Consider the following 24,783-nt stretch of genomic DNA (forward strand, 5'->3'; position numbering starts at 1 on the left):
CGCCCTTATCGATAGGGCGCGTCGGCGGCAAGATTCGCCGCGATCGCACGTTCCCATTTGTCGCCGTTGGCGAGCAGCTTGGCCTTGTCATAGAGCAGTTCCTCGCGCGTTTCGGTCGCGAATTCGAAGTTCGGCCCCTCGACCACCGCATCGACCGGGCACGCTTCCTGACAGAAGCCGCAATAGATGCACTTGGTCATGTCGATGTCGTAGCGCGTCGTGCGGCGCGAACCGTCGTCACGCGGCTCGGCCTCGATCGTGATCGCCTGCGCCGGGCAAACCGCTTCGCACAGCTTGCACGCGATGCAGCGTTCCTCGCCGTTCGGATAGCGGCGCAGCGCATGTTCACCGCGGAAGCGGGGCGACAGCGGGTTCTTTTCGAACGGATAGTTGATCGTCGCCTTCGGCTTCCAGAAATATTTGAACGTGAGGGCGTGCGCCTTCACAAACTCCCACAAGGTAAAGCTTTTGATGAGGTGGGCAATGGTACTCATGAATACCTCGTCAGCATCAGATAGCCGGAGATCAGGAAGATCCAGAGAAGCGAGATCGGCAGGAAGACCTTCCAGCCCAGCCGCATCAACTGATCATAGCGGTAGCGCGGGACGGTCGCCTTGACCCAGCTGAAGATGAAGAAAAACAGCAGGATCTTCGCGAACAGCCAGATGATGCCGGGGACCACATAGAGCGGCGCCCAATCGAGCGGTGGCAGCCAGCCGCCCCAGAACAGGATCGCGTTGAGCGTGCACATCAACAGCACGTTCGCATATTCGCCGAGCCAGAAGAGCGCGAAGCTCATCGACGAATATTCGGTCTGATAGCCCGCGACGAGCTCGCTTTCGGCTTCGGTCAGATCGAACGGCGCGCGCGCGGTTTCGGCGAGCGACGAGATCAGGAACATCACCGCGAGCGGGAAGAGCAGCAGGTTGAAGCCGAAGGCGTTGACGATGCCGAGACCATGGCCGATCTGCGCTTTCACAATCTCGTTCATGTTGAAGCTGTCGGCGAACAGCACGACGCCGATCAGGATGAAGCCGATCGAGACTTCATAGCTGATCATCTGCGCCGAGGCGCGCATCGCCGAGAAGAAAGGATATTTCGAGTTCGACGCCCAGCCCGACAGGATCACGCCATAGACGCCGAGCGACGAGATCGCGAGGATGTAGAGCAATCCGACATTGATGTCGGCGAGCACCGCGCCCGAATTGAACGGGATCACCGCCCACGCCATCAACGCGACGGTAAAGGTGATGATCGGCGCGATCAGGAACAGCCCGCGGTTCGCTGACGTCGGGATGATCGTTTCCTGCAGGAACACTTTCAAACCATCAGCGAAGCTCTGCAGCAGGCCGAAGGGGCCGACGACGTTCGGACCACGGCGCAGCGCGATCGCCGCCCAGATCTTGCGGTCGGCATAGATGATCATCGCGACGCTGAGCATCAGCGGCAGCGCGATGAGCAGGATGCCGCAAATCGTCGCGACGCCCCATGCCCAGGTCGGGTCCATGCCCCAGGAAATGAAAGTCTCGGTCATTGCCCGGCTCCGTCCTGGTTCCGCCAATTGTTATGCGGGCCGGGCCTTTTCGACTTGCGCGGGTTGAAGCCGCGCCACACCGAATAGCCCATTCCGACCAGCAACACGCTGGCGATGGCATGTGCGGGAGTCATTCTGCGGCCTCCGCGAAATCGGCGCCATGGATCAGTTCTTGCGAGCAGCGCTGCATCGTCGGCGACGCGCGGCAGATGGCGTTGGTGAGGTAGAAATCCTTGATCGGCGACGGGATCGCGCGCGCTTCGGGCTTTGCGGGCAGCTTGGGTACCGTCCAGCCATAGTCGGCGATGCCTTCGACGCCGAGCGCGGGCACCGCCGCGATCATCGCCGCGCGGCACGCGTCAAAGCTGTCGAAGCCGAGCGTCACGCCAAGCGCATCGGCGAGCGCGCGGAAGATGCTCCAGTCCTCGCGCGCGTCACCCGGCGCGAACACCGCCTTCTCGCTACGCTGGACGCGGCCTTCGGTGTTGACCGTCGTGAAGTCCTTTTCGGTCCACGCCGCAGCCGGCAGGATGACGTCGGCGGCATGCGCGCCCTTGTCGCCATGATGGCCGACATAGACTTTGAACGTGTCCGGAAGCGCCGCAAAATCCACCTCGTCGGCGCCGAGGAAGAAAGCGAGCTTCGGCTTCGCCACGACGACATCCTTGATCCCGCCCGGCAGGCCGTAGCCGAGCATCAGCGACCCCATGCGCGCGGCCGAGAAATGCACGACATTATAGCCGTTCCAGCCATCCTTGATCGCGTTCACCGACTTGGCGAGCGCGAGGCCCGCGCCGTGGACGCCGGGCACCGACAAAGCGCCGCCGCCGAAGACCAGCATCGGCCGTTCGGCGCCCTTCAGCGCGTCCGTCACATGCGCGGGCAGCTTCGACACGAGCGAAGCGTCGTCGCCGAGCCAATCGGCCTTGTACGTGAGGTCCGCTTCGGGGCCGATGGCGAAAACCTTCGCGCCCTTCTTCCACACCGCCTTGCGGACGCGCGTGTTGATCAGCGGCGCTTCCCAGCGCAGGTTCGTGCCGACGAGCAGGATCACGTCGGCGTTCTCGGCCTCGGCGATCCCGGTGTTGAAATTGACCGCCGACAGGCTGGTGACGTCATAGTCGAGCCCGGTCTGGCGTCCTTCGAGCAGGCTGCCGCCGAGCGCGTTCACCAGCGTCTTGGCTGCAAACATCGTCTCGCAATCGGCAAGATCGCCAGCGATCGCGGCAACCGACGAACCAGCGTTCACCGCCTTGATCGCGGCAAAGGCTTCGGCCCAGCTTGCGGGCTGGAGCGCGCCGTTCACGCGGACATAGGGCTGGTCGAGGCGGCGACGGGTCAGCCCGTCGACATGGTGGCGCGTCTTGTCGTTCGCCCATTCCTCGTTCACGTCGTCGTTGACGCGCGGGAGCACGCGCAGGACCTGACGGCCCCGCGCGTCGATGCGCACATTGGTGCCGACCGCGTCCATCATGTCGATGCCGAGCGTCTTGGTCAGTTCCCACGGCCGCGCTTCGAAGGCATAGGGCTTGCTGGTCAGGGCGCCGACGGGGCAAAGATCGACGATGTTGCCCGACAATTCGCTGCCCACCGCGCGTTCGAGGTAGGAGGTGATCTGCATATTCTCGCCGCGATAGATCGCGCCGACATCCTCGACGCCCGCGACTTCCTCCGCAAAGCGGACGCAGCGCGTGCACTGAATGCAGCGGGTCATCACCGTCTTGACGATCGGACCCATATATTTCTCGGTGACCGCGCGCTTGTTCTCGTCATAGCGCGTCGCGCCGCGGCCATAGGCGACCGATTGGTCCTGAAGGTCGCATTCGCCACCCTGATCGCAGATCGGGCAGTCGAGCGGGTGGTTGATGAGCAGGAACTCCATCACCCCTTCGCGCGCCTTCTTCACCATCGGGCTGTCGGTCTTGATCACCTGCCCCTCGGCAGTCGGCAGCGCGCACGACGCCTGCGGCTTCGGCGGTCCGGGTGCGACCTCGACGAGGCACATACGGCAATTGCCGGCGATCGACAGGCGTTCATGGTAGCAGAAGCGCGGAATTTCCTTCCCCGCCATCTCACACGCCTGCAGCACGGTCGCGCCCTGCGGGACGTCGAGTTCTACGCCATCTACGGTAACTTTAGGCATTATTCGGCTGCCTCCAGCGCGCCGCCATTCTCGCGGATGCGGCGTTCGATTTCGGGGCGGAAATGCTTGATCAGGCCCTGGATCGGCCATGCCGCGGCATCGCCGAGCGCGCAGATCGTGTGGCCTTCGACCTGCTTGGTGACGTCGAACAACGTATCGATCTCGCTGATGTCGGCATCGCCGGTGCGCAGCCGCTCCATCACGCGCCACATCCAGCCCGTGCCCTCGCGGCACGGCGTGCACTGGCCGCAGCTTTCATGCTTGTAGAAATAGCTGATGCGGCTGATCGCCTGAACGACGTCGGTCGACTTGTCCATCACGATCGCGGCAGCGGTACCGAGGCCCGATCCGACAGCTTTCAGCCCGTCGAAGTCCATCGGCGCGTCCATGATCTCGGCCGCGGGGACGAGCGGGACCGACGAGCCGCCGGGAATCACCGCGAGCAGATTGTCCCAGCCGCCGCGGATGCCGCCGCAATGCTTGTCGATCAGTTCGCGGAAGGTGATGCCCATCTCTTCCTCGACGACGCACGGGCGCTCGACATGGCCCGAGATCTGGAAGAGCTTGGTGCCCTTGTTATTCTCGCGCCCGAAGGAGGAGAACCACGGCGCGCCGCGGCGCAGGATCGTCGGGACGACCGCGATGCTCTCGACGTTATTGACCGTCGTCGGGCAGCCATAGAGGCCCGCACCCGCGGGGAACGGCGGTTTCAGGCGCGGCTGGCCCTTCTTGCCTTCGAGGCTTTCGATCATCGCGGTTTCTTCGCCGCAGATATACGCCCCGGCGCCGCGATGGACGAAAACGTCGAAATCATAGCCCGACTTCGCCGCATTCTTGCCGAGCAGGCCGGCGTCATACGCCTCCTGCACTGCGGCAAAGAGCGTCTCGGCCTCGCGGATGAATTCGCCCCGAATGTAAATATACGCGGCGCGCGCGCGCATCGCGAAACCCGCGATCAGCGCGCCTTCGATCAGCTTGTGCGGATCGTGGCGGATGATTTCGCGGTCCTTGCACGAACCCGGCTCGGATTCATCGGCGTTGATGACGAGGAAGCTCGGGCGGTCGGCGCGCGGCTCCTTCGGCATGAACGACCATTTGAGGCCCGTCGGGAAGCCCGCGCCGCCACGGCCACGCAGGCCCGACGCCTTGACCGTCTCGATGATCGCGTCCTGCCCGGCCGCCATCAGGCCCTTGGTATTGTCCCAATCGCCGCGCGCCTGCGCAGATTTGAGGTTCCACGGCTGAAAGCCGTAGAGATTGGTGAAAATGCGATCCTTGTCGGCGAGGCTCATGCACCCTCTCCCACATCGTCACCCCGGACTTGATCCGGGGTCCACGACTTCAACGCTGCGGTGGATGCCGGATCAAGTCCGGCATGACGAAGGAATGAGGTGCTGGTCATGTTCACCACTCCTTCCGGTAATCATGGTTCGACGACACCATTTCCTTCAGCGTCGTCGGGCCGCCCTCGGGCTCGCTCGTGTGGCGCTTTGGATTCTGGGGGCCGGTCTTGGGCTGCTTGCCCGCCGCCAGGGCATCGAGGATGCTCGACATGCTGTCGAAATCGAGATCTTCGTAATTATCGTCGTTGATCTGGACCATCGGCGCATTGGTGCAGGTGCCCATGCATTCGACCTCGGTCAGCGTGAACAGGCCGTCGGGCGTGGTCTTGCCTTTGACCATGCCGCGGTTCTTGCACGCCGCCATGACATCGTCCGACCCGCGCAGCAGGCACGGCGTCGTGCCGCAGACCTGCACATGATAGCGGCCGACGGGGACAAGGTTGTACATGGTATAGAAGGTCGCGACCTCATAGGCGCGGATGAACGGCATATCGAGCGCTGCGGCGACATACTCGATCACCGGCACGGGCAGCCAGCCCTGCGTCTGCGTCTCGGCGCCGACCTGGCGCTGCGCGAGGTCGAGCAACGGCATCACCGCCGAGCGCTGGCGCCCCGCGGGGTAGCGCGCGATGACCGCCTTTGCCTTTTCGGCATTTTCCGCCGTCCACGCAAAAGCGCCCCAGCGCGCGCGGGTTTCGGCCTCGTCGGGGATTTGGGGTGCGTCAGCCATGGGCAACATGTCGCTTGTGAGAGATGAAAAGAACCGACTGCGTCACAACGCAGCCAAGTGCGGCGACTGCCACCGCAAGAACAGCATAGGATCCGATCGCCATAGCCCCTTCAGCCGCAATCAAACCGCCAACGCCAGCCGCCAATACAGCGAAATAGCCCAACAAACTGAGCGCCAGCGCAATGCGAAAGGCAGCTAGCGCCTTCACCGGTCGCACTCCCCGAACACGACGTCGATCGCGCCGATGATCGCGGTGGTATCCGCGAGCATGTGGCCCTTCGACATCATGTCCATCGCCTGCAGGTGCGAAAAGGCTGTCGGGCGGATCTTGCAGCGGTACGGCTTGTTGGTGCCGTCGCTGACCAGATAGACGCCGAATTCGCCCTTCGGGCTTTCGGTCGCCACGTAAACCTCGCCCGCGGGGACGTGGAAGCCCTCGGTATAGAGTTTGAAGTGATGGATCAGCGATTCCATCGACTGCTTCATCTCGCCGCGCTTCGGCGGCACGACCTTGCGGTCGAGGCTGGCGATCGGGCCGGTGGGCATGTCGCGCAGGCACTGCTTGATGATCTTCGCCGACTGATAGACTTCCTCGACGCGCACCATGAAGCGGTCGTAACAGTCGCCGCGCGTGCCGACGGGAATGTCGAACTCCATCGCCGCATAGGCATCATAGGGCTGCGACTTGCGCAGATCCCATGCGATACCGCTGCCGCGGATCATCGGGCCCGAGAAGCCCCAGGCCAGTGCGTCTTCCTTGCTCACCGTCGCGATATCGACGTTGCGCTGCTTGAAGATGCGGTTGTCGATGACGAGGCTCATCGCGTCGCCGAACAGCTTCGGCAGGCGCTTTTCGCACCATTCGCCGATGTCGTAGAGCAACCGTTCGGGCACATCCTGATGGACCCCGCCGGGACGGAAATAGGCGCTGTGCATGCGCGCACCCGAGGCGCGCTCGAAGAAGTTGAGGCAATCCTCGCGCAGCTCGAACACCCACAGGTTCGGCGTCATCGCGCCAACGTCCATGACGTGCGACCCGATGTTGAGCATGTGGTTGCAGATGCGCGTCAGCTCGGCGAACAAGGTGCGCAGATATTGCGCGCGCGCCGGCACTTCGAGGTCGAGCAGCTTCTCGATCGCGAGCACATAGCTGTGCTCCATGCCGAGCGGCGAGCAATAGTCGAGCCGGTCGAAATAGGGCAAAGCCTGCAAATAGGTCTTATATTCGATCAGCTTCTCGGTGCCGCGGTGAAGCAGCCCGACGTGGGGATCGACGCGCTCGATGATTTCGCCGTCGAGCTCGAGCACCAGACGCAACACGCCGTGCGCCGCGGGATGCTGCGGGCCGAAGTTGATCGTGTAGTTGGTGACTGCCTGGTCGCCCGCCGTATCGGCGGTGTCGACCGGATAGCCTTCGAACAGGTCGCCGCCATAGTGATTGACGTGAGGAGAGTCGGTCATGCGTCACCTCCTGTTTTGGGCTTACGCGGCGTGCGCGGCTTTGGCGGCACCTTTTCGGCCTCGGCGGTAGCGGGCGTTTTCGCGGCCTTGGTCGCGGGTTTTGCCTTGGCACCGTCACGGCTCGTCTTCGCGGCCTTGATGTTGGTTTTTGCCCCTGCCCCGGTCTCGGTCGGCTTTTCGGTCGTCTTGGGGGTCGGTGGCGGCGGGGCCTTCGCCTTGTCGTCGGCGGCCTTCACCTGTGCTGCGGTCAGCGGCGACGGCGCGCCCTTGCCCGACGCTTCGCCCGTACCGCCGGCCTTTTCATCGCCCGGCAGCACATAGTCGGCGCCTTCCCACGGCGACATGAAGTCGAAGTTGCGGAAATCCTGCGCCAGCTTCACCGGCTCATAGACGACGCGCTTGTCCTCTTCGCTATAGCGAAGCTCGGTATAGCCGGTCAGCGGGAAATCCTTGCGCTGCGGATGTCCCTGAAAACCATAGTCGGTCAGGATACGGCGCAGGTCCGGGTTGCCGCTGAACAGCACGCCGTACATGTCGAACACTTCGCGCTCGAGCCAGCCCGCGTTCGGCCACACCGGCACGATCGTCGGCACCGGTGTCGCTTCGTCGGTCGACACGCGGACGCGCAGGCGATGGTTCTTCGTGACGCTGAGCAGGTGATAGACGACCTCGAACCGCTCAGGTCGGTCGGGATAGTCGACCCCCGCGATCTCCATCAGCTGCTGATATTCCAGCTTGTCGCGCAGTTCGACCATCACCCCGGCGACGGCTTCGCGCGTCACCGTGATGCTGTCTTCATCGACGGTGAAGACATGCGCGACGAGGTCGGTGCCGAGCAGCGTCTGCAGCGCGGCCGCGAGCGCGGGCTGCGGCGCAACGAGAGGTGCAGGATGGGCCATCAGCGTTCGATCGTCCCGGTGCGGCGGATCTTTCGCTGCAACTGCATCACGCCGTAGAGCAGCGCCTCGGCAGTCGGCGGGCATCCGGGAACATAGATGTCGACCGGTACGATGCGATCGCAGCCGCGCACCACCGAATAGCTATAATGATAGTAGCCGCCGCCATTGGCACAGCTGCCCATCGAGATGACGTATTTCGGGTTCGACATCTGGTCGTAGACGCGGCGCAAGGCGGGCGCCATCTTGTTGCACAGCGTCCCCGCGACGATCATCACGTCCGACTGGCGCGGGCTGGCGCGCGGCGCGGCGCCGAAGCGTTCCATGTCATAGCGCGGCATGTTGACGTGGATCATCTCGACCGCACAGCAGGCGAGTCCAAAGGTCATCCACCAGAGCGACCCGGTCCGCGCCCAGTTGAACAGATCCTCGGTCGAGGTGACGAGAAAGCCCTTGTCGCCGACTTCGCTGTTGAGGTCGTCGAAATAGGACATGTCGGGGTTGGTCCCCGGCGCAACCGGCATCTGGCCGGGCGGCAGGATGATCGAGCTGCTCATTCCCAGTCCAACGCCCCTTTCTTCCACGCATACACAAGGCCGAGCGTCAATTCGGCGAGGAAAATCATCATCGTGGCCCAGCCAGCCCAGCCGATTTCCTTGAGGCTCACCGCCCAGGGAAAGAGGAACGCCGCTTCGAGATCGAAGATGATGAACAGGATGGCGACGAGATAGAAGCGCACGTCGAACTGGCTGCGCGCATCCTCGAACGCGGGAAAGCCGCATTCATATTCGGTGAGCTTTGCCGGGTCGGGCTTGTGTGCGCCGGTCAGCCGGGCGACACCCATCGGCAGGAAAACGAACGCCGACGACAATCCGACCGCGATGGCCAGAAAGATCAGAATCGGTAAATATTGCGTCAGGTCGACCATGGGGGCGCGCAGTCCTGTGTTTGTGGCACTCTTATGGTGCCGTTCTTGCGGGCGCTTTAGGCCAGCAAGCCGCGCCTCGCAAGCGCTGCGGGCGCTAAATTCGCATGATATTGCTCAAAATTGCGCGCGCGGGTGGCGGCAGGCGTCGTCGCTGTGTTACGCCCGCGGCAAGGGTCGGCTTTCCGGGCTGCCAGCGCCCGCTTCAGATGGGGAGTTTCCATGCCAAAATTCATTCTGCGGACCGCGTGCGTCCTCGCCGCCGCCGCGGCGATATCCGCCACCCCGGCCCAGGCCGAACTGGTCAACGCCCAAAATCCGGCAACCATCAAGGCGATCCTCGAGTCGCAAGGCTGGCCCGCGACATTGGTCCAGAAGGCGGGCGAGGATCCCTATATCGAAAGCAGCCGCAACGACCTGAAGTTCCTCGTGCTCTTTCTGAACTGCACCGACAGCAAAAGGTGCAAGACGCTGCAATATTATATGGGGTTCAACGACGCCAAGGATATCGCGCTGACGCGGTTCAACCAGTGGAACAAGGACAAGCGCTTTGCCCGCGCCTATAAGGACGACGAAGGCGATCCGGTGCTCGAAATGGATGTCGACCTCGATTTCGCGGGCATCCCGCGCGAGAATGTCGGCGAAACGCTCAACACCTGGGCGTCACTGATGGACTCGTTCCGCGAATATGTGTTCGAGAAATGATTAACCCGTCATCCCGGCGCAGGCCGGGATCTCGCCGGTTCAGCATGACGCGATGTTGAGATCCCGGCCTTCGCCGGGATGACGACGTGGAAAATCAGGCGTTGCGCAAAGCGCCCGCCACCAGTTTCTGCAGCTTCGAATGCACGGCGGCGCTGCCGGCGATAAACTCGCTGCGCTCGATGGCGCGGTCGCCGCCACGGAAATCGCTGACGAAGCCGCCCGCCTCGCGCACCAGCAACATGCCGGCGGCGACGTCCCAGATGTGAAGGTCGCTTTCCCAGAAGCCGTCGAAACGGCCGGCAGCGACCCAGGCGAGGTCAAGGCTGGCGGCGCCGAAGCGGCGGATGCCGGCGACTTCGGGCGCGATAGCGCTGAAAATACGGCCCCACTGCGCCATATTGCCATGGCCCATGAAGGGAATGCCGGTTGCGACCAGGCATTCATTGAGATGGCGGCGCGATGCAACGCGCAGGCGGCGATCGTGCAGCCACGCGCCGCGGCCGCGTTCTGCCCAATAGCTTTCGTCGGTGACCGGCTGATAGATCAGCGCCGCGGTCACCTCGCCCCAGCCGCCGCCGAGCTTCGGCTCCTGCACTGCGATCGAGATCGCAAATTGCGGGATGGCGTGGAGGAAGTTCGAGGTGCCGTCGAGCGGATCGATAATGAAGCGCGGCTTGCCCGGCTCACCCTCGATCTCGCCGGCCTCTTCCATCAGGAAGCCCCAGCCCGGACGCGCGTGCGTCAGTTCGTCATAGAGCGTACGCTCGGCCGCCTGATCCGCTTTCGACACGAAGTCCGCGGGGCCCTTTTGCGACACCTGCAGATGTTCGATCTCGCCGAAGTCGCGGCGCAGCTTGGTGCCCGCCTTGCGCGCGGCGCGTTCCATGACGGTGATGATGCCGGATACGGCCATGATATATCTCCCCCCTCCCGCTTGCAGGAGGGGTCGGGGAGGGAATGTTTCCATCGCGGCGGAGGCCCGTCCCTCGACAGGCCCTCGCCTAGCCCCTCCCGCAAGCGGGAGGGGAGCTTAATCAGTCCGCGCGGCGGACATATTCGCGATCGTACACATGCACGACGATCCTGGTCCCGCTGGTGATGTGCGGCGGCACCATCACGCGCACCCCATTGTCGAGGATCGCGGGCTTGTACGACGACGAGGCCGTCTGGCCCTTCACCACCGCATCGGCTTCGACAATCGTCGCTTCGATCGTTTCGGGCAGTTCGACCGAGATCGGACGCTCTTCCCAAAGCTCGAGCACGACATCCATGCCGTCCTGCAGGAATTCATGCGCGTCGCCGACGACATCCTTCGAGATGTTGATCTGTTCGAAACTGTCCTTGTCCATGAACACCAGATCGTCACCCTCGGCATAGAGGAACTGGAAATCCTTGGTGTCGAGGCGAACTTTTTCGACCGTATCCGCGCTGCGGAAACGATTGTTGAGCTTGCGTCCGTCGATGAGGTTCTTGGCTTCGACCTGCATATAGGCGCCGCCCTTGCCCGGCTGGGTGTGCTGGATCTTGGTGACTTTCCAGATGCCCTTTTCATATTCGATAATATTGCCGGGACGGATTTCAACGCCAGTGATTTTCATCGCGCACACTCACTCAACAAGGATGGAAAGAGCAAACCGCCGCCACGCGGGCACCGGTATCAGGTGCGCGCCTTTAGCCGCGCAAGCCGCGAAGGGCAAGCCGCCGCGTCAGGGCGTCGCGGTGACCATGGTCCGCGTCCGCTTGTAGCTGAGCCAGACGAGCCCGACGAACAGGACGAGCCCGATCCACGGCGCATAGGGCGCATAACCGTCACCGGCCACGGCAAGCGGAGCATCGCTGCCGCTTCCCGCGACGATGCCGGCATAGAGCACGCCGAACAGGCTCTCGCCGACGATCATGCCCGTGGCGGTCAGCACGCCCATACGGTGGGCGAAGCTCGCGTTCGGGCGCCGCGCCGCCCAGCGATCGTAGAACCAGCCGCCAACCGCGCCGATGATCACCGGCAGGATCACCGACATCGGCAGATAGATACCGATGCCGATCGCGAGCGGCGGCAGCCGCAGCTTGTTCGCGCGGCCGAGCAGTTCGTCGATGATGATGAAGCCGACGCCCGCGAGCGCCCCATAGCCGAGCATCGTCCAGTTGAGATCGCCGCCGAGCACGCCCTGCGCGAGCGATGAGATCAGCCCCGCCTGCGGTGCCGCGAGCGCGTTCGGCCCCGCCCCCGGCGTGCCGACGAAGCCCAATGTCTCGTTGAGGACGTTGAGCACCGGCGGCACGACAAGCGAGCCGAAGATCACACCGATGATCAGCGCGACCTGCTGCTTCCATGGCGTCGCCCCGACGAGTTGCCCGGTTTTCAGATCCTGGAGATTGTCGTTCGAAATCGTCGCGATACCGAACACCAATCCGGTGACGATCAACGCATAGGCGACCATCGCCTTGATTTCCTCGTCGCCGCCCGCGCGGCCGAGCAGGCCGAGGAGCAAAAGCGACGCCGCGATGATCGCGAGGATGCCGATCCCCGACACCGGCGAATTCGATGCGCCGATCAGGCCGGCCATATAGCCGGTAACCGATGCGATCATCAGCCCGATGACGATGATGAACAGGATCGCGCCGGCGATCAGCGTCATCGATGACCCGGCAAGCGGACCGCCCGCGAGCACCGACCACAACAGCCAGCCGATCGGCAGCATGAGGAGCAGCGACCCGCCGAACACCCAGGCGATCGGCATATCCTGTTCCTCGATCGCCAGCGCCTGCCCGCCCTGCCGGGCGCGACTCGCCGCCATCGCCGAGCGGATGCCGCCGAGCACCGGCCCAGCGATCTTCATCAGCGTCCAGATTGCGGCGATCGCAATCACCCCCGCGCCGAAGAATCGCACATCGGAACGGAACACCGTGTTCGCCAGCGTCTCGGCATCGCCTGCGCCGCCCTGCGTCAGGATCGGCAGCAACACCCACCATCCGGTGACGAGGCCGACGAGCTGCGCCATGCCGACCGACAGGCCGACGAGATGCCCGACGCCGAACAGCGCGAAGGCGAGCCCGCCCGCAACTCCGGTCGCACCGGCGCCAACGGTGAACCAGCGCGCGACTTCAGCGCCCGCCAGCTTCATCTGCGTGAGCAGGGTAAAGCCCGCCGCGACGATCGAATTCCACAGCAAGGCCGACAGCCCGGCGCGATTCTCGGCGGCGCCCTCGGCGCTTCCGGCGCCAACCTGCAGCACTTCGGCGGCAGCGCGTCCTTCGGGATAGGGAAGGTCCGAATCGACAACGAGCGCGCGGCGCAGCGGCACCGAAAAAAGGACGCCCAATATGCCGCCCAGCATCGTGATCGCGGTGGTCGTGACCATCGGGAAACCCTGCCAGTAACCGACCATCACCAGCCCCGGCAGCACGAAGATGATCGCCGCGAGCGTTCCCGCCGCGCTGGCGATCGTCTGGACGATATTATTCTCGAGGATCGTGCCGCCCGACATCAGGCGCAAGAGCGCCATCGAGATCACCGCCGCCGGAATCGAGGTGGCAAAGGTCAGCCCGACCTTCAGCCCGAGATAGACATTCGCCGCGGTAAACATCAGCGTCAGAACGCCGCCGAGCAATATGGCGCGCAACGTCAGCTCGCGCATCACGGCGATCGGTCCCGTGGCGGGTCTGGTGGCTTCGGTCATCGAGATTCTCCCCGACCGCTGTCTTGCGGGGCGCCGCGCGCGACGCAAGCGAAAAGGCGACGAAGCGAGGCCGATTTGACGTATCGATCCAATCTCGACGCACAGTTATCTGCGATTCCGCCGGCATGACCCATATTCATCTTGCCGACCGCGACAACCGCCGACGGAATCGCACCGACCGTAAACCGCTGCGCACCGTGATCGCGGCCGGCCTTTTCGGCTGGCGCAAGCAGGACGTGTCGAACGATAGCCTTCGAAAGGGCGAAGAGCCGCGGTGATCGATCGTACCGGTTTTCCGGGAAGGAACCAATGACCGCTATCGGCTGATTGCCGTCATTACCCTTATCGTCACCCCGGACTTGATCCGGGGTCCCGCTTGAAGTCAAAGACGGATTATGCGGTCAAAAAGCGGGATCCCGGATCAAGTCCGGGATGACGAAGGTGCGTTAAGCAGCGTCCGCTCCCCACCCCAATAGCCGACATTTATCGTTTCAGTCGTCGCCCAATCCACCCGCGCCGGCCAGCAAGGGATAAGGATTGACCGGTTCGCCCGCGTTCCAGTCGGCATCCGGCGCGGTTCGCAAAATCTGGAAATGAAGGTGCGGAACGGCGGGATCGGCGTTACCGCTCGCGCCGACGGTCGCGATCACCTGGCCGCGCCGCACCTGTTGCCCCTCGGCAAGGCCGCGGCGATAGCCCTGCAAATGCGCGTAATAGAGCATCAGCGAACCGTCGGCCGAGCGCTGGTAAATGGTCAGTCCGCCGCGATCGGACGCGAACAGCTTTTCAATCTTTCCGTCCATCGCGGCAACCACCGGGGTGCCCATCGGCACGGGGATGTCGATGGCACGGTGCAAGCGGCCTTCTGCCCGGCTTTGGTCCCAGCTGTTGATCAACTCCGACGCGCCTATGCCCTCGACGGGGATGACGATCGCCAGCGGTTTGCTGCGAACCGGCTCCGCATCGAGCGCCGCGCCGCTTGCCGGGACGGCGGCGGCGGGACGAGCAGCGAACAGGTCATAGGCGGTAACCCAATAGATGGAAGTCAGGATCGCGGTGACAGTGGCCGTCCATAGCACCAGCTTGGTGGCGGCCTGCCAGCGCATCAGGCGACGAAGTCCACCTTCGTGCCGACCGACACCATCTGCGCCAGCCGTGCCGCGTCCCAATTGGTCAACCTGACGCAGCCGTTGCTTTCGGTACGCCCGATATTCTGCGGCTCGGGCGTGCCGTGCAGGCCATAATGCTCCTTGTTCAGGTCGATCCAGACGACGCCGACCGGATTGTTCGGCCCGGGCGGCAGGCGGTGCTTGCCTTCGCTCGCCGCCACGCCGCGCAACAAGGCCGGGTCAAAGGCATAATCGGGATTGCGCCCCACCCCGCGCACCTTCCATTTGCCGATCGGCAACGGATCATGCGCAGAACCGGTGGTGACGGTAAACAGCGCGATCAATTTTTCATCGGCACCGAATATTTTCATCGTCCCGGCCTTCTTCGACACTTCGATCCGATCGGCCTTCGGCTGGTCGCTCCCGACGCCGAGCGAGGAGAGCGTCGCAAGCCAGTCGGCATTGTCGACATTTGCCGCGACGATATGGTCGCTCCCAACATTGGGAACACGCAGCTTCGTACCCGCCGCGATCGCGGGCGCCGCCGCCGTTTCGGGCGCATCGGGCGCGGCAAGGCCCGCTTCGGGGTTCAGGCCGCGCAGCACGTCGGGCGTCGTATGGAAACGTTCGGCCAGCTTTTCGAGCAGCGATTCATATCCCATCGTCGCAAGCTTCGACTGGTCGCCGGCCTTGTCAGGCAGGGGCGCGAAGGAAGTTTCGACATAGCTTGCCGGAACCGTGACGACGCGGGTTGCCGGAATTTTGTCCCACTCGCCGAGCGCCGCCTTCGTCGCTGCGTCCCGTTCGCCGGTGGGTTTCAATCCCCTCGCCTCCTGAAAGCCTCTCAGCGCATTGGTCGTCGACAGCCCGGTCTTGCCGTCGACCACGCCCGGCGAAAAGCCAAGGCGGTCGAGTACGACCTGCAACTGCATTTCGGGGCGGGCCAGATCGTCTTTTGCGGCATGGTCATCGCGTGACGTCATGCCGTCGCCGGTCCACACGGCCTTCTCCGGCGCGGTCTCCGCTTTCGACCGAGACTCGGACTTGTCGGCAGCACCTCCGCAAGCGGCCAGCGGAAGCAGGGCGACGGCACAAAGCAAGCGAATGAATTTCATCGGTAATTCCCGTGATTGGACCTTGTCATCCAACGCGCGGAAGCGCCTGCGGTTCACCCGGCCAGCAGTTTTTCGAACCGTTTGACCGCCGCGGCAGGTCCTTCGGGATCATTCCATACAGCGCCGGACACGGCGATGAAGTCCGCCCCTGCCTCGACCAGCCCGGCGGCATTATCGGGGGTAATGCCGCCGATCGCGACGCAGGGCAGTTCGAACATGCCCTGCCACCATATGAGGATTTCGGGGTCGGCCCTATGCTCGACGGTCTTCGTCGTCGTCGGGAAGAAAGCGCCGAAGGCGACATAGTCGGCGCCCGCGTCGCCCGCTTCCATCGCGAGGTGGCGGCTGCCATGGCAGGTGACGCCGATCTGCGCGTCGGGACCCAGGATGCGGCGTGCTTCGCGCGGGTCGCCATCGTCCTGACCCAGGTGGATACCGTCGGCACCCAGCCGTTTGGCGAGCGCGACATCGTCGTTGACGATGAAAGCAACCTCGTGCGCGGCGCAGATTGCCTGCAACGGTTCGGCCAGCCGTGCCGCCTCATGCTGCTCGATATCCTTGACGCGGAACTGGAACGCCGCGACCGGCGCGGCGGTCACCGCCTCCTCCAGCCGGGCGGGAAAATCGCCCCCGACGTCGAGCGGCGAGATGAGATAGAGCTGGCACGGCGTGCGGGTCGTTTGGGTCATGGCGGGTTCATAGCGACGCGGCTAGCAACCGGCAAATGCAGAACATGCTCCGCCTCGCCGCCGCCGCCCTGATCGCCACGCTCGCCCTGTCGGCCTGCGCGGCCACCGGCCAGCAGACGCCGCTCCCGGACGCCGGCAATGTCGCGCTGGGCCAGCGCGCCTATGCCGACGGCCCCATCATCCAGCCGGTCGAAGTGACCGAGGACAGCCGCTGCCCGATGAACGCGCGCTGCGTCTGGGCAGGCCGGGTCAAGGTGAAGATGCTCTGGTGGCGCCCGACCGGCGAGAAGCAGCCTTTCGAAGTAACGCTGGGCGAAGCGACGCCGCTTGCCGACGGCAGCATCACCCTCGAATCGGTCCGCCCCGACAAGCGCACCGACGTCACACTCAAACCCGAAGATTATCGCTTCTCGTTCCGCTTTGCCGGCGGCCTCTAAATCACCCGCGCCAATACGAACCCGTCCCATCCCTTCGCGCCGACGGTCTGCACCGCGGTCGCGGCGAGGCGCGGGTCGGCGGCGAGCATGTCGAACAGCGCCCGCGTGCCGATGATCCGTTCATCGTCGCTACCGGCCTCGATTACCCCGCCCTCACGCACGACATTGTCGACGATGATCGTCGTTCCCGGGCACCCGAGCCGGATCGCTTCGGCGACATAAAGGCTGTTGCTCTGCTTGTCGGCGTCGATGAAAACGAAGTCGAAGGGCACACCATAGGCCATCGCCGCGAGGCTGTCCGCCGCCGGGCCGGTGCGGATTTCGACCTTGTCGGCCAGTCCCGCATTTTCCAGATTGAGGCGCGCGACGGCGGCGTGATGCGCTTCGAGTTCGAGCGTCACGAGCGATCCGCCCTCCGGCAAGGCACGGGCGAGCCAGATCGTCGAATAGCCGCCGAGCGTGCCGACTTCGAGGATCCGTTTCGCGCCCGCCATTTGCGCGAGCAGGCAAAGCATCTTGCCCTGCGCCGCGGAGACATCGATCGGCGGCAGGCCGCGCGCGGCGTTATTCACGAGGGTGGCGGCAAGTACGTCATCGTCGCCGAGCAATTTCGCGGCGATATAATCGTCGACGGCTTGCCACCCCCCGCTCATTTCGGGCGTCCTGTCACCTAGGCCACGGAGGCCGCGTGAATCTCGGTAATCGCCCGGCCAAGCGAGTTGTTGAATTCCTCGTCACTCATCTGGTGGCGCAGGTCCTCGAGCAGCGCGCGGCTGAAGCTTGCGATGATGCCCGGGTTCTTCGCCAGTTCGGCGCAGGCTTCGGGGCGCGCGAAGCCGCCCGACAGCGCGACGACGCGCAGCACCTTGGGATGATCGACCAGCGGCTGGAACAAACCGGCCTCGGTCGGCAGCGACAGCTTCAGCATGACCGGCGCGCCGGTCCAGGCGTCGAGCGCCGCCAGCGTTTCATCGAGCAGCAGACGGTCCGCCGCGGCGCGCTCGGCGCTCTTGATGTTCACTTCGGGTTCGATGATCGGCATCAGGCCGTGCGCCGCAATGCGCTTGGCTTCGGCGAACTGCTGTTCGACGATCGCCTTGACGCCCGCCGGGTTGGCGAGATTGACGACGCTGCGCATCTTGGTGCCGAACACGCCCTTGCCGACCGCCCGTTCGCACAGGGCGTCAAGGTCGGCATTCGGCTTCATCAGCTGCACGCCATTTTCTTCGGCTTCCAGCCCCTTGTCGACCTTCAGGAACGGCACCACGCCGCGTTCCCAGAGCAGCGCGGGGACCGGCTTGCCGCCGGCATCGCCGTCCATCGTGCGCTCGAACAGGATCGCGCCGATCACCTTTTCGCCATTGAAACAGGGTGCGGTCACGATGCGGCTGCGCATCGCGTGGATCAGGCCGAACATTTCCTCGTCGTTCGAGAAGGCGTCTTCTTCGATGCCATAGCCCTTGAGGGCCTTGGGCGTCGAACCGCCGCTCTGGTCGAGTGCGGCGATAAAGCCCTGTCCCGATTTGATCTGGTTCAGCATCTCGGCATTGGCGGTGGTCATAACGTCTCCGATGGTTTGCATACGTATGTGGCGGCGCGCATAGCGATCCGGCGGGCCGGATGCAATGCGGCGAAAATCAGGCTTTGAGGGCGTCGACCCCCGGCAGCGGCTTGCCTTCCATCCATTCGAGGAAGGCGCCGCCCGCGGTCGAAACGAAAGTGAAATCGCCGCCGACACCGGCATGGTTGAGCGCCGCGACGGTATCGCCGCCGCCCGCGACCGAAATCAGCGAGCCTTCGCGGGTCAGCGCCGCCGCCGTCTTGGCCAGCGCGACGGTCGCGGTGTCGAACGGCGGCGTCTCGAACGCGCCGAGCGGGCCGTTCCACACCAAAGTGCGGCAGTTTTTGAGCACATCGGCGAGCGCTTCGACCGCGGCGGGACCGACGTCGAGGATCATCTCGTCGGCGGCGACTTCGTGGACGTTGACGGTGCGCGTCGGCGGATTGGGCGCAAATTCCTTTGCCACGACGACATCATACGGCAGGTGGATCGTGCAATTTGCGGCATCGGCGGCATCGAAGATCGCGTTCGCCGTATCGACCAGATCATGCTCGCACAGCGACTTGCCGACATTGACCCCGCGCGCGGCAAGGAAGGTGTTCGCCATGCCGCCGCCGATGATCAGATGATCGACCTGGCCGACGAGATTGCGCAGCACATCGATCTTGCTCGACACCTTGGCGCCGCCGACCACCGCGGCCACCGGATGGACGGGGTTGCCGAGCGCGGCGTCGAGCGCCTTCAATTCAGCTTCCATCGCACGCCCGGCATAAGATGGCAGCCGGCGCGCGACACCCTCGGTCGAACCATGGGCGCGGTGCGCGGCCGAAAAGGCGTCGTTGACATAGAGATCGCCGATTTCCGCCAAAGCGTCGGCGAAGCCGGGGTCATTCTGTTCCTCGCCGGGATAGAAGCGCGTGTTTTCGAGCACCGCGACATCGCCGGCGGCCAGCACCGCGACGCCGGCCTTGGCGCCTTCGCCGATGCATTCGGGAATGAACATCACCGAATGGCCGAGCACATCCTCGAGCCCGCCCATGACGAGGCTCAAGGATTGCGTCGGGTTCTTCGCGCCCTTCGGGCGGCCGAAATGGGCGAGCAACAGGACGATCGCGCCCTTGTCCGACAGTTCGCGGATCGTCGGCATCGCTGCCTCGATCCGCGTCTTGTCGCTGACCGCGCCCTCGAACATCGGGACATTCAGGTCGACGCGGACAAGCACGCGCTTGCCGGTGACGTCGCCGATATCGTCGAGGGTTTTGAACGCGGTCATTTTCTACTCCGTTTCCGAAACGTGCCCCTGCCGGCAGGGGCACATGCGGATTAAATCAGCTTCGCGATCACACCCGCGGTGTCGATCATGCGGTTCGAGAAGCCCCATTCATTGTCGTACCAGCTGAGCACGCGCACCAGCTTGCCGTCGATCACCGCGGTTTCGAGGCTGTCGATGGTCGAGCTGTCGGCATTATGGTTGAAGTCGATCGAAACCAGCGGCTCGTCGGTATAGCCGAGCACGCCCTTCAGCGGACCTTCGGCCGCGGCCTTCAGCACCGCGTTGACTTCGTCCTTGCTGGTGTCGCGCGAGGCGGTGAAGGTCAGGTCGACCACCGAAACATTCGGGGTCGGGACGCGGATCGACGACCCGTCGAGCTTGCCCTTCAGTTCGGGCAGCACCAGGCCGACGGCGACCGCGGCACCGGTCGAGGTCGGGATCATCGACATCGCGGCGGCGCGGGCACGGCGCGGATCGTCGTGGATCTGGTCGAGGATCTTCTGGTCGTTGGTATAGGCATGGATCGTGGTCATCAGGCCGCGCTCGATGCCGATCGCTTCATGCAGCACCTTGGCAAAGGGCGCGAGACAGTTGGTGGTGCACGACGCGTTCGAGATGATCAGGTGATCGGCGGTGATCTTGTCGTCGTTGACGCCGTAAACGACGGTCAGGTCGACTTCCTTGGCAGGGGCCGAAATCAGCACGCGCTTGGCGCCGGCATCGAGATGCTTCTGGCCGCCAGCCTTGTTGGTGAAGAAGCCGGTGCATTCCATCACGATGTCGATGCCATTGGCGGCATGCGGCAGATTGGCAGGGTCACGCTCGGCGGTCACCTGGATGCGCTTGCCGTTGACGATCAGGTCATTGCCGTCGACGTCGACGGTGCCGTTGAATGCGCCGTGCACCGAGTCATTGCGGAACAGACGGGCATTCGCCTTGGCATCGCCCAGGTCGTTGATCGACACCAGTTCGAGATCATGGTCGGTACGCTCCAGAATCGCGCGCGCCACATTGCGGCCGATGCGTCCGAAACCGTTGATTGCAACCTTCACTGCCATGTCGAAAAATTCCTTTTCTGCGTGGGGCGAGCCGGTCCTTAACTGCCGAGCTTTGCCAGGATCTTGGGGGTGATCGCGTCGACCGTCAGGCCGAAATGCGTGTAGAGGTCGTCGATCGGCGCCGAGGCACCGAAGCTGTCGATGCCGAAACGCAGGCCGTGGCGGCCGGTGTAGCGTTCCCAGCCGAAGGTCGTGCCCGCCTCGATCGACACGATCAGCGCGTCGTCAGGCAGGATATCGGCCTGGTAGGCGGCGTCCTGTTCGTCGAACAATTCGGTCGACACCATCGACACGACGTCGGCGCCATGGCCGGCGGCTTCGAGCTTGTCGGCGATGTCGATCGCAAGCGACACTTCGGAACCCGTTGCGACCAGCACGACCTTGCGCGCCGCGGCGGCATCACGAAGGCGGTAACCGCCTTTCAGGCAAAGATTTTCCGTGACGTCATGACGCAGCGGCGGGAGGTTCTGACGGGTCAGCGCGAGCAGCGACGGCCGATCTTCCTGCGCGAGCGCGAGCGCCCAGCATTCGGCGGTTTCCACGGCGTCGGCGGGACGCAGCACAAGCAGGTTCGGCATCGCGCGGAGCGACTGGAGATGCTCGATCGGCTGGTGCGTCGGGCCATCCTCGCCGAGCCCGATGCTGTCGTGCGTCATCACATAGACGACGCGCTGCTGCTGCAACGCCGACAAGCGGATCGCGGCGCGGCAATAATCGGCAAAGACCAGGAAGGTGCCGCCATAGGGCACCACGCCGCCGTGCAACGCCATGCCGTTCATCGCCGCCGCCATGCCGAATTCGCGGATGCCATAATAGATATAGCGGCCTGAATAATCATTCTTCGTCAGCGGCTTGGTCGATGACGTTTTGGTGTTGTTCGAACCGGTCAAGTCGGCGCTGCCGCCGATCAGCGACGCGATGTCGGCGGTCAACGCGCCGAGCGTATTTTCCGACGCCTTGCGCGTCGCGACCTTCGGCGGTTCGGTGACGAGGCCATCGAGATAGGCCTTGAAGGCGTCGCCCAGAACGACCTTGCCGCTCAGTCGATCAGAAAATTCAGCCTTTTTATCGCTATTTGCGAGGCGATCATTCCACTCCGCATGAAGCTTCTTGCCCTTTTCGCCGAACGCCGCCCATGCCGATGCGATATCGGCGGGAATGGCGAACGGTTCGGCGGTCCAGCCCAGTTCCGTGCGCGCCGCAGCGATTTCGTCGGCACCGAGCGGCGATCCGTGGGTCGCAGAAGTCCCCTGCTTGTTCGGCGCACCGAAGCCGATGATCGTCCGGCAAGCGATCAGCGACGGACGGTCGTCGGCCAGCGCGGCATCGATCGCGCGGCGGATATCGGCGGGATCATGCCCGTCGCAGCTTTCGACGTGCCAGCCGGTCGCGGCATAGCGCGCCTTCACATCCTCGCTCGTCGACAAATCGGTCGACCCGTCGATGGTGATCTTGTTGTCGTCCCACAGCACAATCAGGCGGCCGAGGCCAAGATGGCCGGCAAGCCCGATCGCTTCGTGATTGATGCCTTCCATCAGACAGCCGTCGCCCGCGATCACCCAGGTACGATGATCGACGAGATCATCGCCGTACAGCGCATTCAGATGCCGCTCGGCGATCGCCATGCCGACCGAGGTCGCGACGCCTTGCCCCAGCGGTCCGGTCGTCGTTTCGACACCCGCGAGCTCGAAATTCTCGGGGTGCCCCGCGCACGGGCTGTGCAACTGACGGAAATTGCGAATGTCATCGATCGTCGGGCGCGCATAGCCGGCAAGGTGCAGCGTCGCATAGGCGAGCATCGAGCCATGGCCTGCAGACAGGACAAAACGGTCGCGATCGGCCCATCTCGGATCGCGGGGATCGAACTTCAGATAATCGGAATACAGCACCGTCGCGACGTCGGCCATGCCCATGGGCATTCCCGGATGGCCGCTGTTCGCGGCCTGTACGGCGTCCATCGCAAGCGCCCGGATGGCGTTGGCGAGCTGGCGTTCGGGCAGTGTCATTGGTCCCCCGGGGATGGATTATGGGATGGCCGGATTCGGTGGGACAGCCCTTTGCGGGGGTGGGGGCAGGAGTCAACCGCCTGCAGCACAAAATTGCGCGCATTTCGGCGCGGAGAGGCGATTGCGCGCCCGAAGTCGCGCTGCTACCCCTTGGATATGGAACTCGATCTCGACGAATCCAGCCTGGCCATCGGCCGTATCGAGCGCGCATTGAGCCGTATCGAAAAGGCGCTGGCCGAACGGGCGAACCGCCCCCCCGCCCCCTTGCTGGCCGCCGCGACCGATCAGGGCGGCCTGAAAGCCGAGGTTGCGGCGGTGATCGGTGAACTCGACCGGCTGATTGCGGAGGCAAAGCATGGCTGATGTGAAGCTGACCATCGCGGGGCGCCCCTATGACGTGCATTGCGCCGACGGGCAGGAAGCGCAGCTGCTTCAGCTGGCGACGATCGTCGATGAAAAGGCCCGTGAAATTCAGGGCGGAACCGAGGTCCGTCAACTGCTGTTCGCGGCGCTGATGCTTGCCGACGAAACGCAGGAAGCCCGTGCCAAGGTCGAAAAGGCCGAACCCCAGTCCGATTCGCTGCGTGCCGCCGTCGCCCTCGCCGAAAGCCGCGAAGCGGCGGTGCGCGAGGAATTACGCGAGGCGCTCGAACGCGAAAAGACCGCGCGCAAGGAACTCGAAACCGCACGGCAGGCCGCGCCGGCCGCCCCGGCGGCGACACCCGTGAACGACCGCGCGCTGATCCAGATCGCCGATCGCATCGAGGCGCTGGCGGCGAAGGTCGAGCAAATTCCTTGAGAAACCCGCTGTTTGCGGAGGCGCTATTCCCATATTCGTCGCCCCCGCGAAGGCGGGGGCCGCTGGAGGTTTTGTCCCGCATCGCTGCGTAAACCGACAGCGCCCCCGCCTTCGCGGGAGCGACGCTTTCTTAGCGGCCGCCAAACCCCTTGAGCCGCCGCGTCCGCGCCCCTACATAGGGGACGGCGGGTACTGCCCGGCACGAGCTTTTGCGAAAATCCCTGAGGCGATACATCATCCTAGGGGGCTGTCCCTGCCCGGACCCTGGTCCGACGTACATGGTCCCCACCTGACGTTACTGGCGTCAGAGGAGTTTCCAGCAAACGACCTCGGCGGTCCCGCCAACCGATCGCGTTCCAGATTGCCCAAGCCAGATCCAAGTCTCAGGGGGAGGCGTTGACCCACTTGTCCGCCGACCTGACCCTTCAGAAGCAGAAATTGCGCGAAAAACTCCGCTTTCGGCGGCGCCATTTCGCCGCGAACCTCGACGGCATGGCGCAGCTCGCGGCGTTCCGCGCCCTGCCCGCGCCGCTTGCGACGCGGATTGCCGATCACGCCGTGGTCGGCGTTTATGCCGCATGGGGTGACGAACCCGACATCCTGCCGATGTTCGCCGGGCTCGGCGAAGCCGGAGCGCTCGCCCTGCCGCATCACGCCGCCCGCATCGAGACGATGGATTTTCGCCGCTGGCGGCCGGGCCAGCCGCTGGTGAAAGGCCCTTGGGGTACGCAGCAGCCCGCCGAAGCCACCCTTCCGGTCGTTCCCGGCCTCATTTTCTGCCCGCTCGTCGGCTTCGACCGCCGGGGCGGCCGCCTTGGCCAGGGCGGCGGCCATTATGACCGCTATTTCGCCGTGCACCCCGCGATACCGCGGATCGGCGTTGCCTGGTCAGTACAGGAAGTCGATGCGATTCCGCGCGAATCGACCGACATCGGTCTCGACGCCGTGCTGACCGAACAAGAATTCATCATCTGTGGAGAGCGTTTGTGAACCAGGATCGCCAGACCCCCGCTCAGGACCAGCATCAGCCGAGCTGGCGCAAGCCCGCCGGCATGTTCCTGATCCTGTTGCTGATCGCGGTCTGGGCGGTGATCATCGTCAGCCTGTCGCCGTGGGTCGGCACCTGGCCGGTGCTGGTCCAGGCGGTCTTCTATCTGGTCACCGGGGTGATCTGGATCATGCCGCTCAAGCCCCTGCTGCGCTGGATGGAACTGGGGCGGTGGCGCGGCTGATTAGGGTCAGGACCCTAAGCCGCGCCGATCCACAAATTTCCGTATTGGAATGTCCCAAGCATGCGGTGGCCATTTCCTCCAAAAAGAGGG

Annotated in this window: 29 protein-coding genes; 7 read left to right on the forward strand and 22 right to left on the reverse strand. The window is 64.2% G+C overall.

Annotation, left to right across the window (positions count from 1 at the left end):
- Positions 1-5: 5 nt before the first annotated feature.
- From nuoI to FHR22_RS08350, 11 genes are all read right to left on the reverse strand, one after another.
- Positions 6-494, reverse strand: coding sequence for an NADH-quinone oxidoreductase subunit NuoI (gene nuoI, locus FHR22_RS08300; RefSeq protein ID WP_166941062.1), 489 nt, complete (start codon positions 492-494; stop codon positions 6-8).
- Positions 491-1,534 carry an NADH-quinone oxidoreductase subunit NuoH gene (gene nuoH, locus FHR22_RS08305; protein WP_166941064.1) on the reverse strand — a complete coding sequence of 348 codons (1,044 nt, stop codon included), beginning with the start codon at positions 1,532-1,534 and terminating at the stop codon, positions 491-493. The genes nuoI and nuoH overlap by 4 nt, the downstream gene beginning before the upstream one ends.
- Complete coding sequence (locus FHR22_RS08310) at positions 1,531-1,668, reverse strand: hypothetical protein (protein WP_166941066.1); 138 nt, start codon at positions 1,666-1,668, stop codon at positions 1,531-1,533. The genes nuoH and FHR22_RS08310 overlap by 4 nt, the downstream gene beginning before the upstream one ends.
- Complete coding sequence (gene nuoG, locus FHR22_RS08315) at positions 1,665-3,677, reverse strand: NADH-quinone oxidoreductase subunit NuoG (RefSeq protein WP_166941068.1); 2,013 nt, start codon at positions 3,675-3,677, stop codon at positions 1,665-1,667. The genes FHR22_RS08310 and nuoG overlap by 4 nt, the downstream gene beginning before the upstream one ends.
- Positions 3,677-4,969 carry an NADH-quinone oxidoreductase subunit NuoF gene (nuoF, locus tag FHR22_RS08320; protein ID WP_166941070.1) on the reverse strand — a complete coding sequence of 431 codons (1,293 nt, stop codon included), beginning with the start codon at positions 4,967-4,969 and terminating at the stop codon, positions 3,677-3,679. The genes nuoG and nuoF overlap by 1 nt, the downstream gene beginning before the upstream one ends.
- A 112-nt stretch (positions 4,970-5,081) precedes the next feature.
- Entirely contained in the window at positions 5,082-5,750 is a 669-nt protein-coding gene (locus FHR22_RS08325) for a complex I 24 kDa subunit family protein (RefSeq protein WP_166941072.1), read from the reverse strand.
- Positions 5,743-5,958 (reverse strand): hypothetical protein, encoded by a 216-nt coding sequence (locus FHR22_RS08330; protein ID WP_166941074.1) that lies wholly within the window; start codon positions 5,956-5,958, stop codon positions 5,743-5,745. The genes FHR22_RS08325 and FHR22_RS08330 overlap by 8 nt, the downstream gene beginning before the upstream one ends.
- Positions 5,955-7,211: an NADH-quinone oxidoreductase subunit D gene (locus tag FHR22_RS08335; RefSeq protein ID WP_166941076.1), complete on the reverse strand. Its 1,257-nt coding sequence runs from the start codon at positions 7,209-7,211 to the stop codon at positions 5,955-5,957. The genes FHR22_RS08330 and FHR22_RS08335 overlap by 4 nt, the downstream gene beginning before the upstream one ends.
- Positions 7,208-8,110, reverse strand: a complete 903-nt coding sequence (locus tag FHR22_RS08340) for an NADH-quinone oxidoreductase subunit C (RefSeq protein WP_166941078.1) — start codon at positions 8,108-8,110, stop codon at positions 7,208-7,210. Before FHR22_RS08340 ends, FHR22_RS08335 begins: the two co-directional genes overlap by 4 nt.
- Positions 8,110-8,664, reverse strand: coding sequence for a NuoB/complex I 20 kDa subunit family protein (locus tag FHR22_RS08345; protein WP_166941080.1), 555 nt, complete (start codon positions 8,662-8,664; stop codon positions 8,110-8,112). Before FHR22_RS08345 ends, FHR22_RS08340 begins: the two co-directional genes overlap by 1 nt.
- Positions 8,661-9,035, reverse strand: coding sequence for an NADH-quinone oxidoreductase subunit A (locus FHR22_RS08350; RefSeq protein WP_166941082.1), 375 nt, complete (start codon positions 9,033-9,035; stop codon positions 8,661-8,663). Before FHR22_RS08350 ends, FHR22_RS08345 begins: the two co-directional genes overlap by 4 nt.
- Positions 9,036-9,254: 219 nt before the next feature.
- On the opposite strand from FHR22_RS08350, the gene FHR22_RS08355 reads away from it, so the two are divergent.
- A complete protein-coding gene (locus tag FHR22_RS08355) occupies positions 9,255-9,737 on the forward strand; it encodes a YbjN domain-containing protein (RefSeq protein ID WP_166941084.1) in 483 nt (160 codons plus the stop codon).
- A gap of 94 nt (positions 9,738-9,831) precedes the next feature.
- Here the strand turns inward: FHR22_RS08355 and FHR22_RS08360 are convergent, their stop codons facing one another.
- The 3 genes from FHR22_RS08360 to FHR22_RS08370 form a co-directional block, all read right to left on the reverse strand.
- Positions 9,832-10,650: an inositol monophosphatase family protein gene (locus tag FHR22_RS08360; RefSeq protein ID WP_166941086.1), complete on the reverse strand. Its 819-nt coding sequence runs from the start codon at positions 10,648-10,650 to the stop codon at positions 9,832-9,834.
- Positions 10,651-10,771: 121 nt separating this feature from the next.
- Positions 10,772-11,335, reverse strand: coding sequence for an elongation factor P (gene efp / locus FHR22_RS08365; RefSeq protein WP_166941088.1), 564 nt, complete (start codon positions 11,333-11,335; stop codon positions 10,772-10,774).
- Positions 11,336-11,443: 108 nt separating this feature from the next.
- A complete protein-coding gene (locus tag FHR22_RS08370; RefSeq protein ID WP_166941090.1) occupies positions 11,444-13,414 on the reverse strand; it encodes an OPT family oligopeptide transporter in 1,971 nt (656 codons plus the stop codon).
- A 125-nt stretch (positions 13,415-13,539) separates the two neighbouring features.
- Between FHR22_RS08370 and FHR22_RS08375 the strand changes: the two genes are divergently transcribed.
- Positions 13,540-13,692 (forward strand): hypothetical protein, encoded by a 153-nt coding sequence (locus FHR22_RS08375; protein ID WP_166941092.1) that lies wholly within the window; start codon positions 13,540-13,542, stop codon positions 13,690-13,692.
- A gap of 213 nt (positions 13,693-13,905) precedes the next feature.
- Here the strand turns inward: FHR22_RS08375 and FHR22_RS08380 are convergent, their stop codons facing one another.
- From FHR22_RS08380 to thiE, 3 genes are all read right to left on the reverse strand, one after another.
- Complete coding sequence (locus FHR22_RS08380) at positions 13,906-14,520, reverse strand: M23 family metallopeptidase (RefSeq protein WP_166941094.1); 615 nt, start codon at positions 14,518-14,520, stop codon at positions 13,906-13,908.
- Positions 14,520-15,506 carry a L,D-transpeptidase family protein gene (locus tag FHR22_RS08385; RefSeq protein ID WP_243853616.1) on the reverse strand — a complete coding sequence of 329 codons (987 nt, stop codon included), beginning with the start codon at positions 15,504-15,506 and terminating at the stop codon, positions 14,520-14,522. Before FHR22_RS08385 ends, FHR22_RS08380 begins: the two co-directional genes overlap by 1 nt.
- A gap of 185 nt (positions 15,507-15,691) precedes the next feature.
- The gene (gene thiE / locus FHR22_RS08390) at positions 15,692-16,327 is read right to left on the reverse strand and encodes a thiamine phosphate synthase (protein ID WP_166941097.1); all 636 of its coding nucleotides are present in this window, start codon (positions 16,325-16,327) and stop codon (positions 15,692-15,694) included.
- 35 nt (positions 16,328-16,362) lie between these two features.
- Between thiE and FHR22_RS08395 the strand changes: the two genes are divergently transcribed.
- Complete coding sequence (locus tag FHR22_RS08395) at positions 16,363-16,764, forward strand: hypothetical protein (protein ID WP_243853617.1); 402 nt, start codon at positions 16,363-16,365, stop codon at positions 16,762-16,764.
- On the opposite strand, the gene FHR22_RS08400 is transcribed toward FHR22_RS08395, so the two are convergent.
- The 5 genes from FHR22_RS08400 to tkt all read right to left on the reverse strand — a co-directional run bounded on the left by FHR22_RS08400 (position 16,761) and on the right by tkt (position 22,662).
- Complete coding sequence (locus FHR22_RS08400) at positions 16,761-17,417, reverse strand: O-methyltransferase (protein WP_166941099.1); 657 nt, start codon at positions 17,415-17,417, stop codon at positions 16,761-16,763. The genes FHR22_RS08395 and FHR22_RS08400 overlap by 4 nt on opposite strands.
- 17 nt (positions 17,418-17,434) lie before the next feature.
- Positions 17,435-18,325 carry a fructose bisphosphate aldolase gene (locus tag FHR22_RS08405; RefSeq protein WP_166941101.1) on the reverse strand — a complete coding sequence of 297 codons (891 nt, stop codon included), beginning with the start codon at positions 18,323-18,325 and terminating at the stop codon, positions 17,435-17,437.
- A 76-nt stretch (positions 18,326-18,401) separates the two neighbouring features.
- Positions 18,402-19,598, reverse strand: coding sequence for a phosphoglycerate kinase (locus tag FHR22_RS08410; protein ID WP_166941103.1), 1,197 nt, complete (start codon positions 19,596-19,598; stop codon positions 18,402-18,404).
- 50 nt (positions 19,599-19,648) lie between these two features.
- Positions 19,649-20,656 carry a type I glyceraldehyde-3-phosphate dehydrogenase gene (gap, locus tag FHR22_RS08415; protein ID WP_166941105.1) on the reverse strand — a complete coding sequence of 336 codons (1,008 nt, stop codon included), beginning with the start codon at positions 20,654-20,656 and terminating at the stop codon, positions 19,649-19,651.
- 38 nt (positions 20,657-20,694) lie between these two features.
- On the reverse strand, positions 20,695-22,662 hold the full coding sequence (gene tkt / locus FHR22_RS08420; protein ID WP_166941107.1) for a transketolase: 1,968 nt from the start codon (positions 22,660-22,662) through the stop codon (positions 20,695-20,697).
- 156 nt (positions 22,663-22,818) lie between these two features.
- Here tkt and FHR22_RS08425 point away from each other — a divergent pair, with 156 nt between their 5' ends.
- From FHR22_RS08425 to FHR22_RS08440, 4 genes are all read left to right on the forward strand, one after another.
- Positions 22,819-23,025: a hypothetical protein gene (locus tag FHR22_RS08425; RefSeq protein ID WP_166941109.1), complete on the forward strand. Its 207-nt coding sequence runs from the start codon at positions 22,819-22,821 to the stop codon at positions 23,023-23,025.
- The gene (locus FHR22_RS08430) at positions 23,018-23,461 is read left to right on the forward strand and encodes a cell division protein ZapA (RefSeq protein ID WP_166941111.1); all 444 of its coding nucleotides are present in this window, start codon (positions 23,018-23,020) and stop codon (positions 23,459-23,461) included. The genes FHR22_RS08425 and FHR22_RS08430 overlap by 8 nt, the downstream gene beginning before the upstream one ends.
- 396 nt (positions 23,462-23,857) lie before the next feature.
- On the forward strand, positions 23,858-24,451 hold the full coding sequence (locus FHR22_RS08435) for a 5-formyltetrahydrofolate cyclo-ligase (RefSeq protein ID WP_166941113.1): 594 nt from the start codon (positions 23,858-23,860) through the stop codon (positions 24,449-24,451).
- On the forward strand, positions 24,448-24,693 hold the full coding sequence (locus FHR22_RS08440; protein WP_341786581.1) for a DUF2842 domain-containing protein: 246 nt from the start codon (positions 24,448-24,450) through the stop codon (positions 24,691-24,693). The genes FHR22_RS08435 and FHR22_RS08440 overlap by 4 nt, the downstream gene beginning before the upstream one ends.
- Positions 24,694-24,783: the final 90 nt, after the last annotated feature.

The organism is Sphingopyxis panaciterrae (assembly GCF_011762125.1).
GTDB lineage: Bacteria > Pseudomonadota > Alphaproteobacteria > Sphingomonadales > Sphingomonadaceae > Sphingopyxis > Sphingopyxis panaciterrae.

What these genes read in the sequence shown, in the direction of transcription:
- nuoI (WP_166941062.1), bottom strand. Translation starts at nt 494, where the DNA reads ATGAGTACCATTGCCCACCTCATCAAAAGCTTTACCTTGTGGGAGTTT.
- nuoH (WP_166941064.1), bottom strand. Translation starts at nt 1,534, where the DNA reads ATGACCGAGACTTTCATTTCCTGGGGCATGGACCCGACCTGGGCATGG.
- FHR22_RS08310 (WP_166941066.1), bottom strand. Translation starts at nt 1,668, where the DNA reads ATGACTCCCGCACATGCCATCGCCAGCGTGTTGCTGGTCGGAATGGGC.
- nuoG (WP_166941068.1), bottom strand. Translation starts at nt 3,677, where the DNA reads ATGCCTAAAGTTACCGTAGATGGCGTAGAACTCGACGTCCCGCAGGGC.
- nuoF (WP_166941070.1), bottom strand. Translation starts at nt 4,969, where the DNA reads ATGAGCCTCGCCGACAAGGATCGCATTTTCACCAATCTCTACGGCTTT.
- FHR22_RS08325 (WP_166941072.1), bottom strand. Translation starts at nt 5,750, where the DNA reads ATGGCTGACGCACCCCAAATCCCCGACGAGGCCGAAACCCGCGCGCGC.
- FHR22_RS08335 (WP_166941076.1), bottom strand. Translation starts at nt 7,211, where the DNA reads ATGACCGACTCTCCTCACGTCAATCACTATGGCGGCGACCTGTTCGAA.
- FHR22_RS08340 (WP_166941078.1), bottom strand. Translation starts at nt 8,110, where the DNA reads ATGGCCCATCCTGCACCTCTCGTTGCGCCGCAGCCCGCGCTCGCGGCC.
- FHR22_RS08345 (WP_166941080.1), bottom strand. Translation starts at nt 8,664, where the DNA reads ATGAGCAGCTCGATCATCCTGCCGCCCGGCCAGATGCCGGTTGCGCCG.
- FHR22_RS08350 (WP_166941082.1), bottom strand. Translation starts at nt 9,035, where the DNA reads ATGGTCGACCTGACGCAATATTTACCGATTCTGATCTTTCTGGCCATC.
- FHR22_RS08355 (WP_166941084.1), top strand. Translation starts at nt 9,255, where the DNA reads ATGCCAAAATTCATTCTGCGGACCGCGTGCGTCCTCGCCGCCGCCGCG.
- FHR22_RS08360 (WP_166941086.1), bottom strand. Translation starts at nt 10,650, where the DNA reads ATGGCCGTATCCGGCATCATCACCGTCATGGAACGCGCCGCGCGCAAG.
- efp (WP_166941088.1), bottom strand. Translation starts at nt 11,335, where the DNA reads ATGAAAATCACTGGCGTTGAAATCCGTCCCGGCAATATTATCGAATAT.
- FHR22_RS08370 (WP_166941090.1), bottom strand. Translation starts at nt 13,414, where the DNA reads ATGACCGAAGCCACCAGACCCGCCACGGGACCGATCGCCGTGATGCGC.
- FHR22_RS08375 (WP_166941092.1), top strand. Translation starts at nt 13,540, where the DNA reads ATGACCCATATTCATCTTGCCGACCGCGACAACCGCCGACGGAATCGC.
- FHR22_RS08380 (WP_166941094.1), bottom strand. Translation starts at nt 14,520, where the DNA reads ATGCGCTGGCAGGCCGCCACCAAGCTGGTGCTATGGACGGCCACTGTC.
- FHR22_RS08385 (WP_243853616.1), bottom strand. Translation starts at nt 15,506, where the DNA reads ATGACGTCACGCGATGACCATGCCGCAAAAGACGATCTGGCCCGCCCC.
- thiE (WP_166941097.1), bottom strand. Translation starts at nt 16,327, where the DNA reads ATGACCCAAACGACCCGCACGCCGTGCCAGCTCTATCTCATCTCGCCG.
- FHR22_RS08395 (WP_243853617.1), top strand. Translation starts at nt 16,363, where the DNA reads ATGCAGAACATGCTCCGCCTCGCCGCCGCCGCCCTGATCGCCACGCTC.
- FHR22_RS08400 (WP_166941099.1), bottom strand. Translation starts at nt 17,417, where the DNA reads ATGAGCGGGGGGTGGCAAGCCGTCGACGATTATATCGCCGCGAAATTG.
- FHR22_RS08405 (WP_166941101.1), bottom strand. Translation starts at nt 18,325, where the DNA reads ATGACCACCGCCAATGCCGAGATGCTGAACCAGATCAAATCGGGACAG.
- FHR22_RS08410 (WP_166941103.1), bottom strand. Translation starts at nt 19,598, where the DNA reads ATGACCGCGTTCAAAACCCTCGACGATATCGGCGACGTCACCGGCAAG.
- gap (WP_166941105.1), bottom strand. Translation starts at nt 20,656, where the DNA reads ATGGCAGTGAAGGTTGCAATCAACGGTTTCGGACGCATCGGCCGCAAT.
- tkt (WP_166941107.1), bottom strand. Translation starts at nt 22,662, where the DNA reads ATGACACTGCCCGAACGCCAGCTCGCCAACGCCATCCGGGCGCTTGCG.
- FHR22_RS08425 (WP_166941109.1), top strand. Translation starts at nt 22,819, where the DNA reads ATGGAACTCGATCTCGACGAATCCAGCCTGGCCATCGGCCGTATCGAG.
- FHR22_RS08430 (WP_166941111.1), top strand. Translation starts at nt 23,018, where the DNA reads ATGGCTGATGTGAAGCTGACCATCGCGGGGCGCCCCTATGACGTGCAT.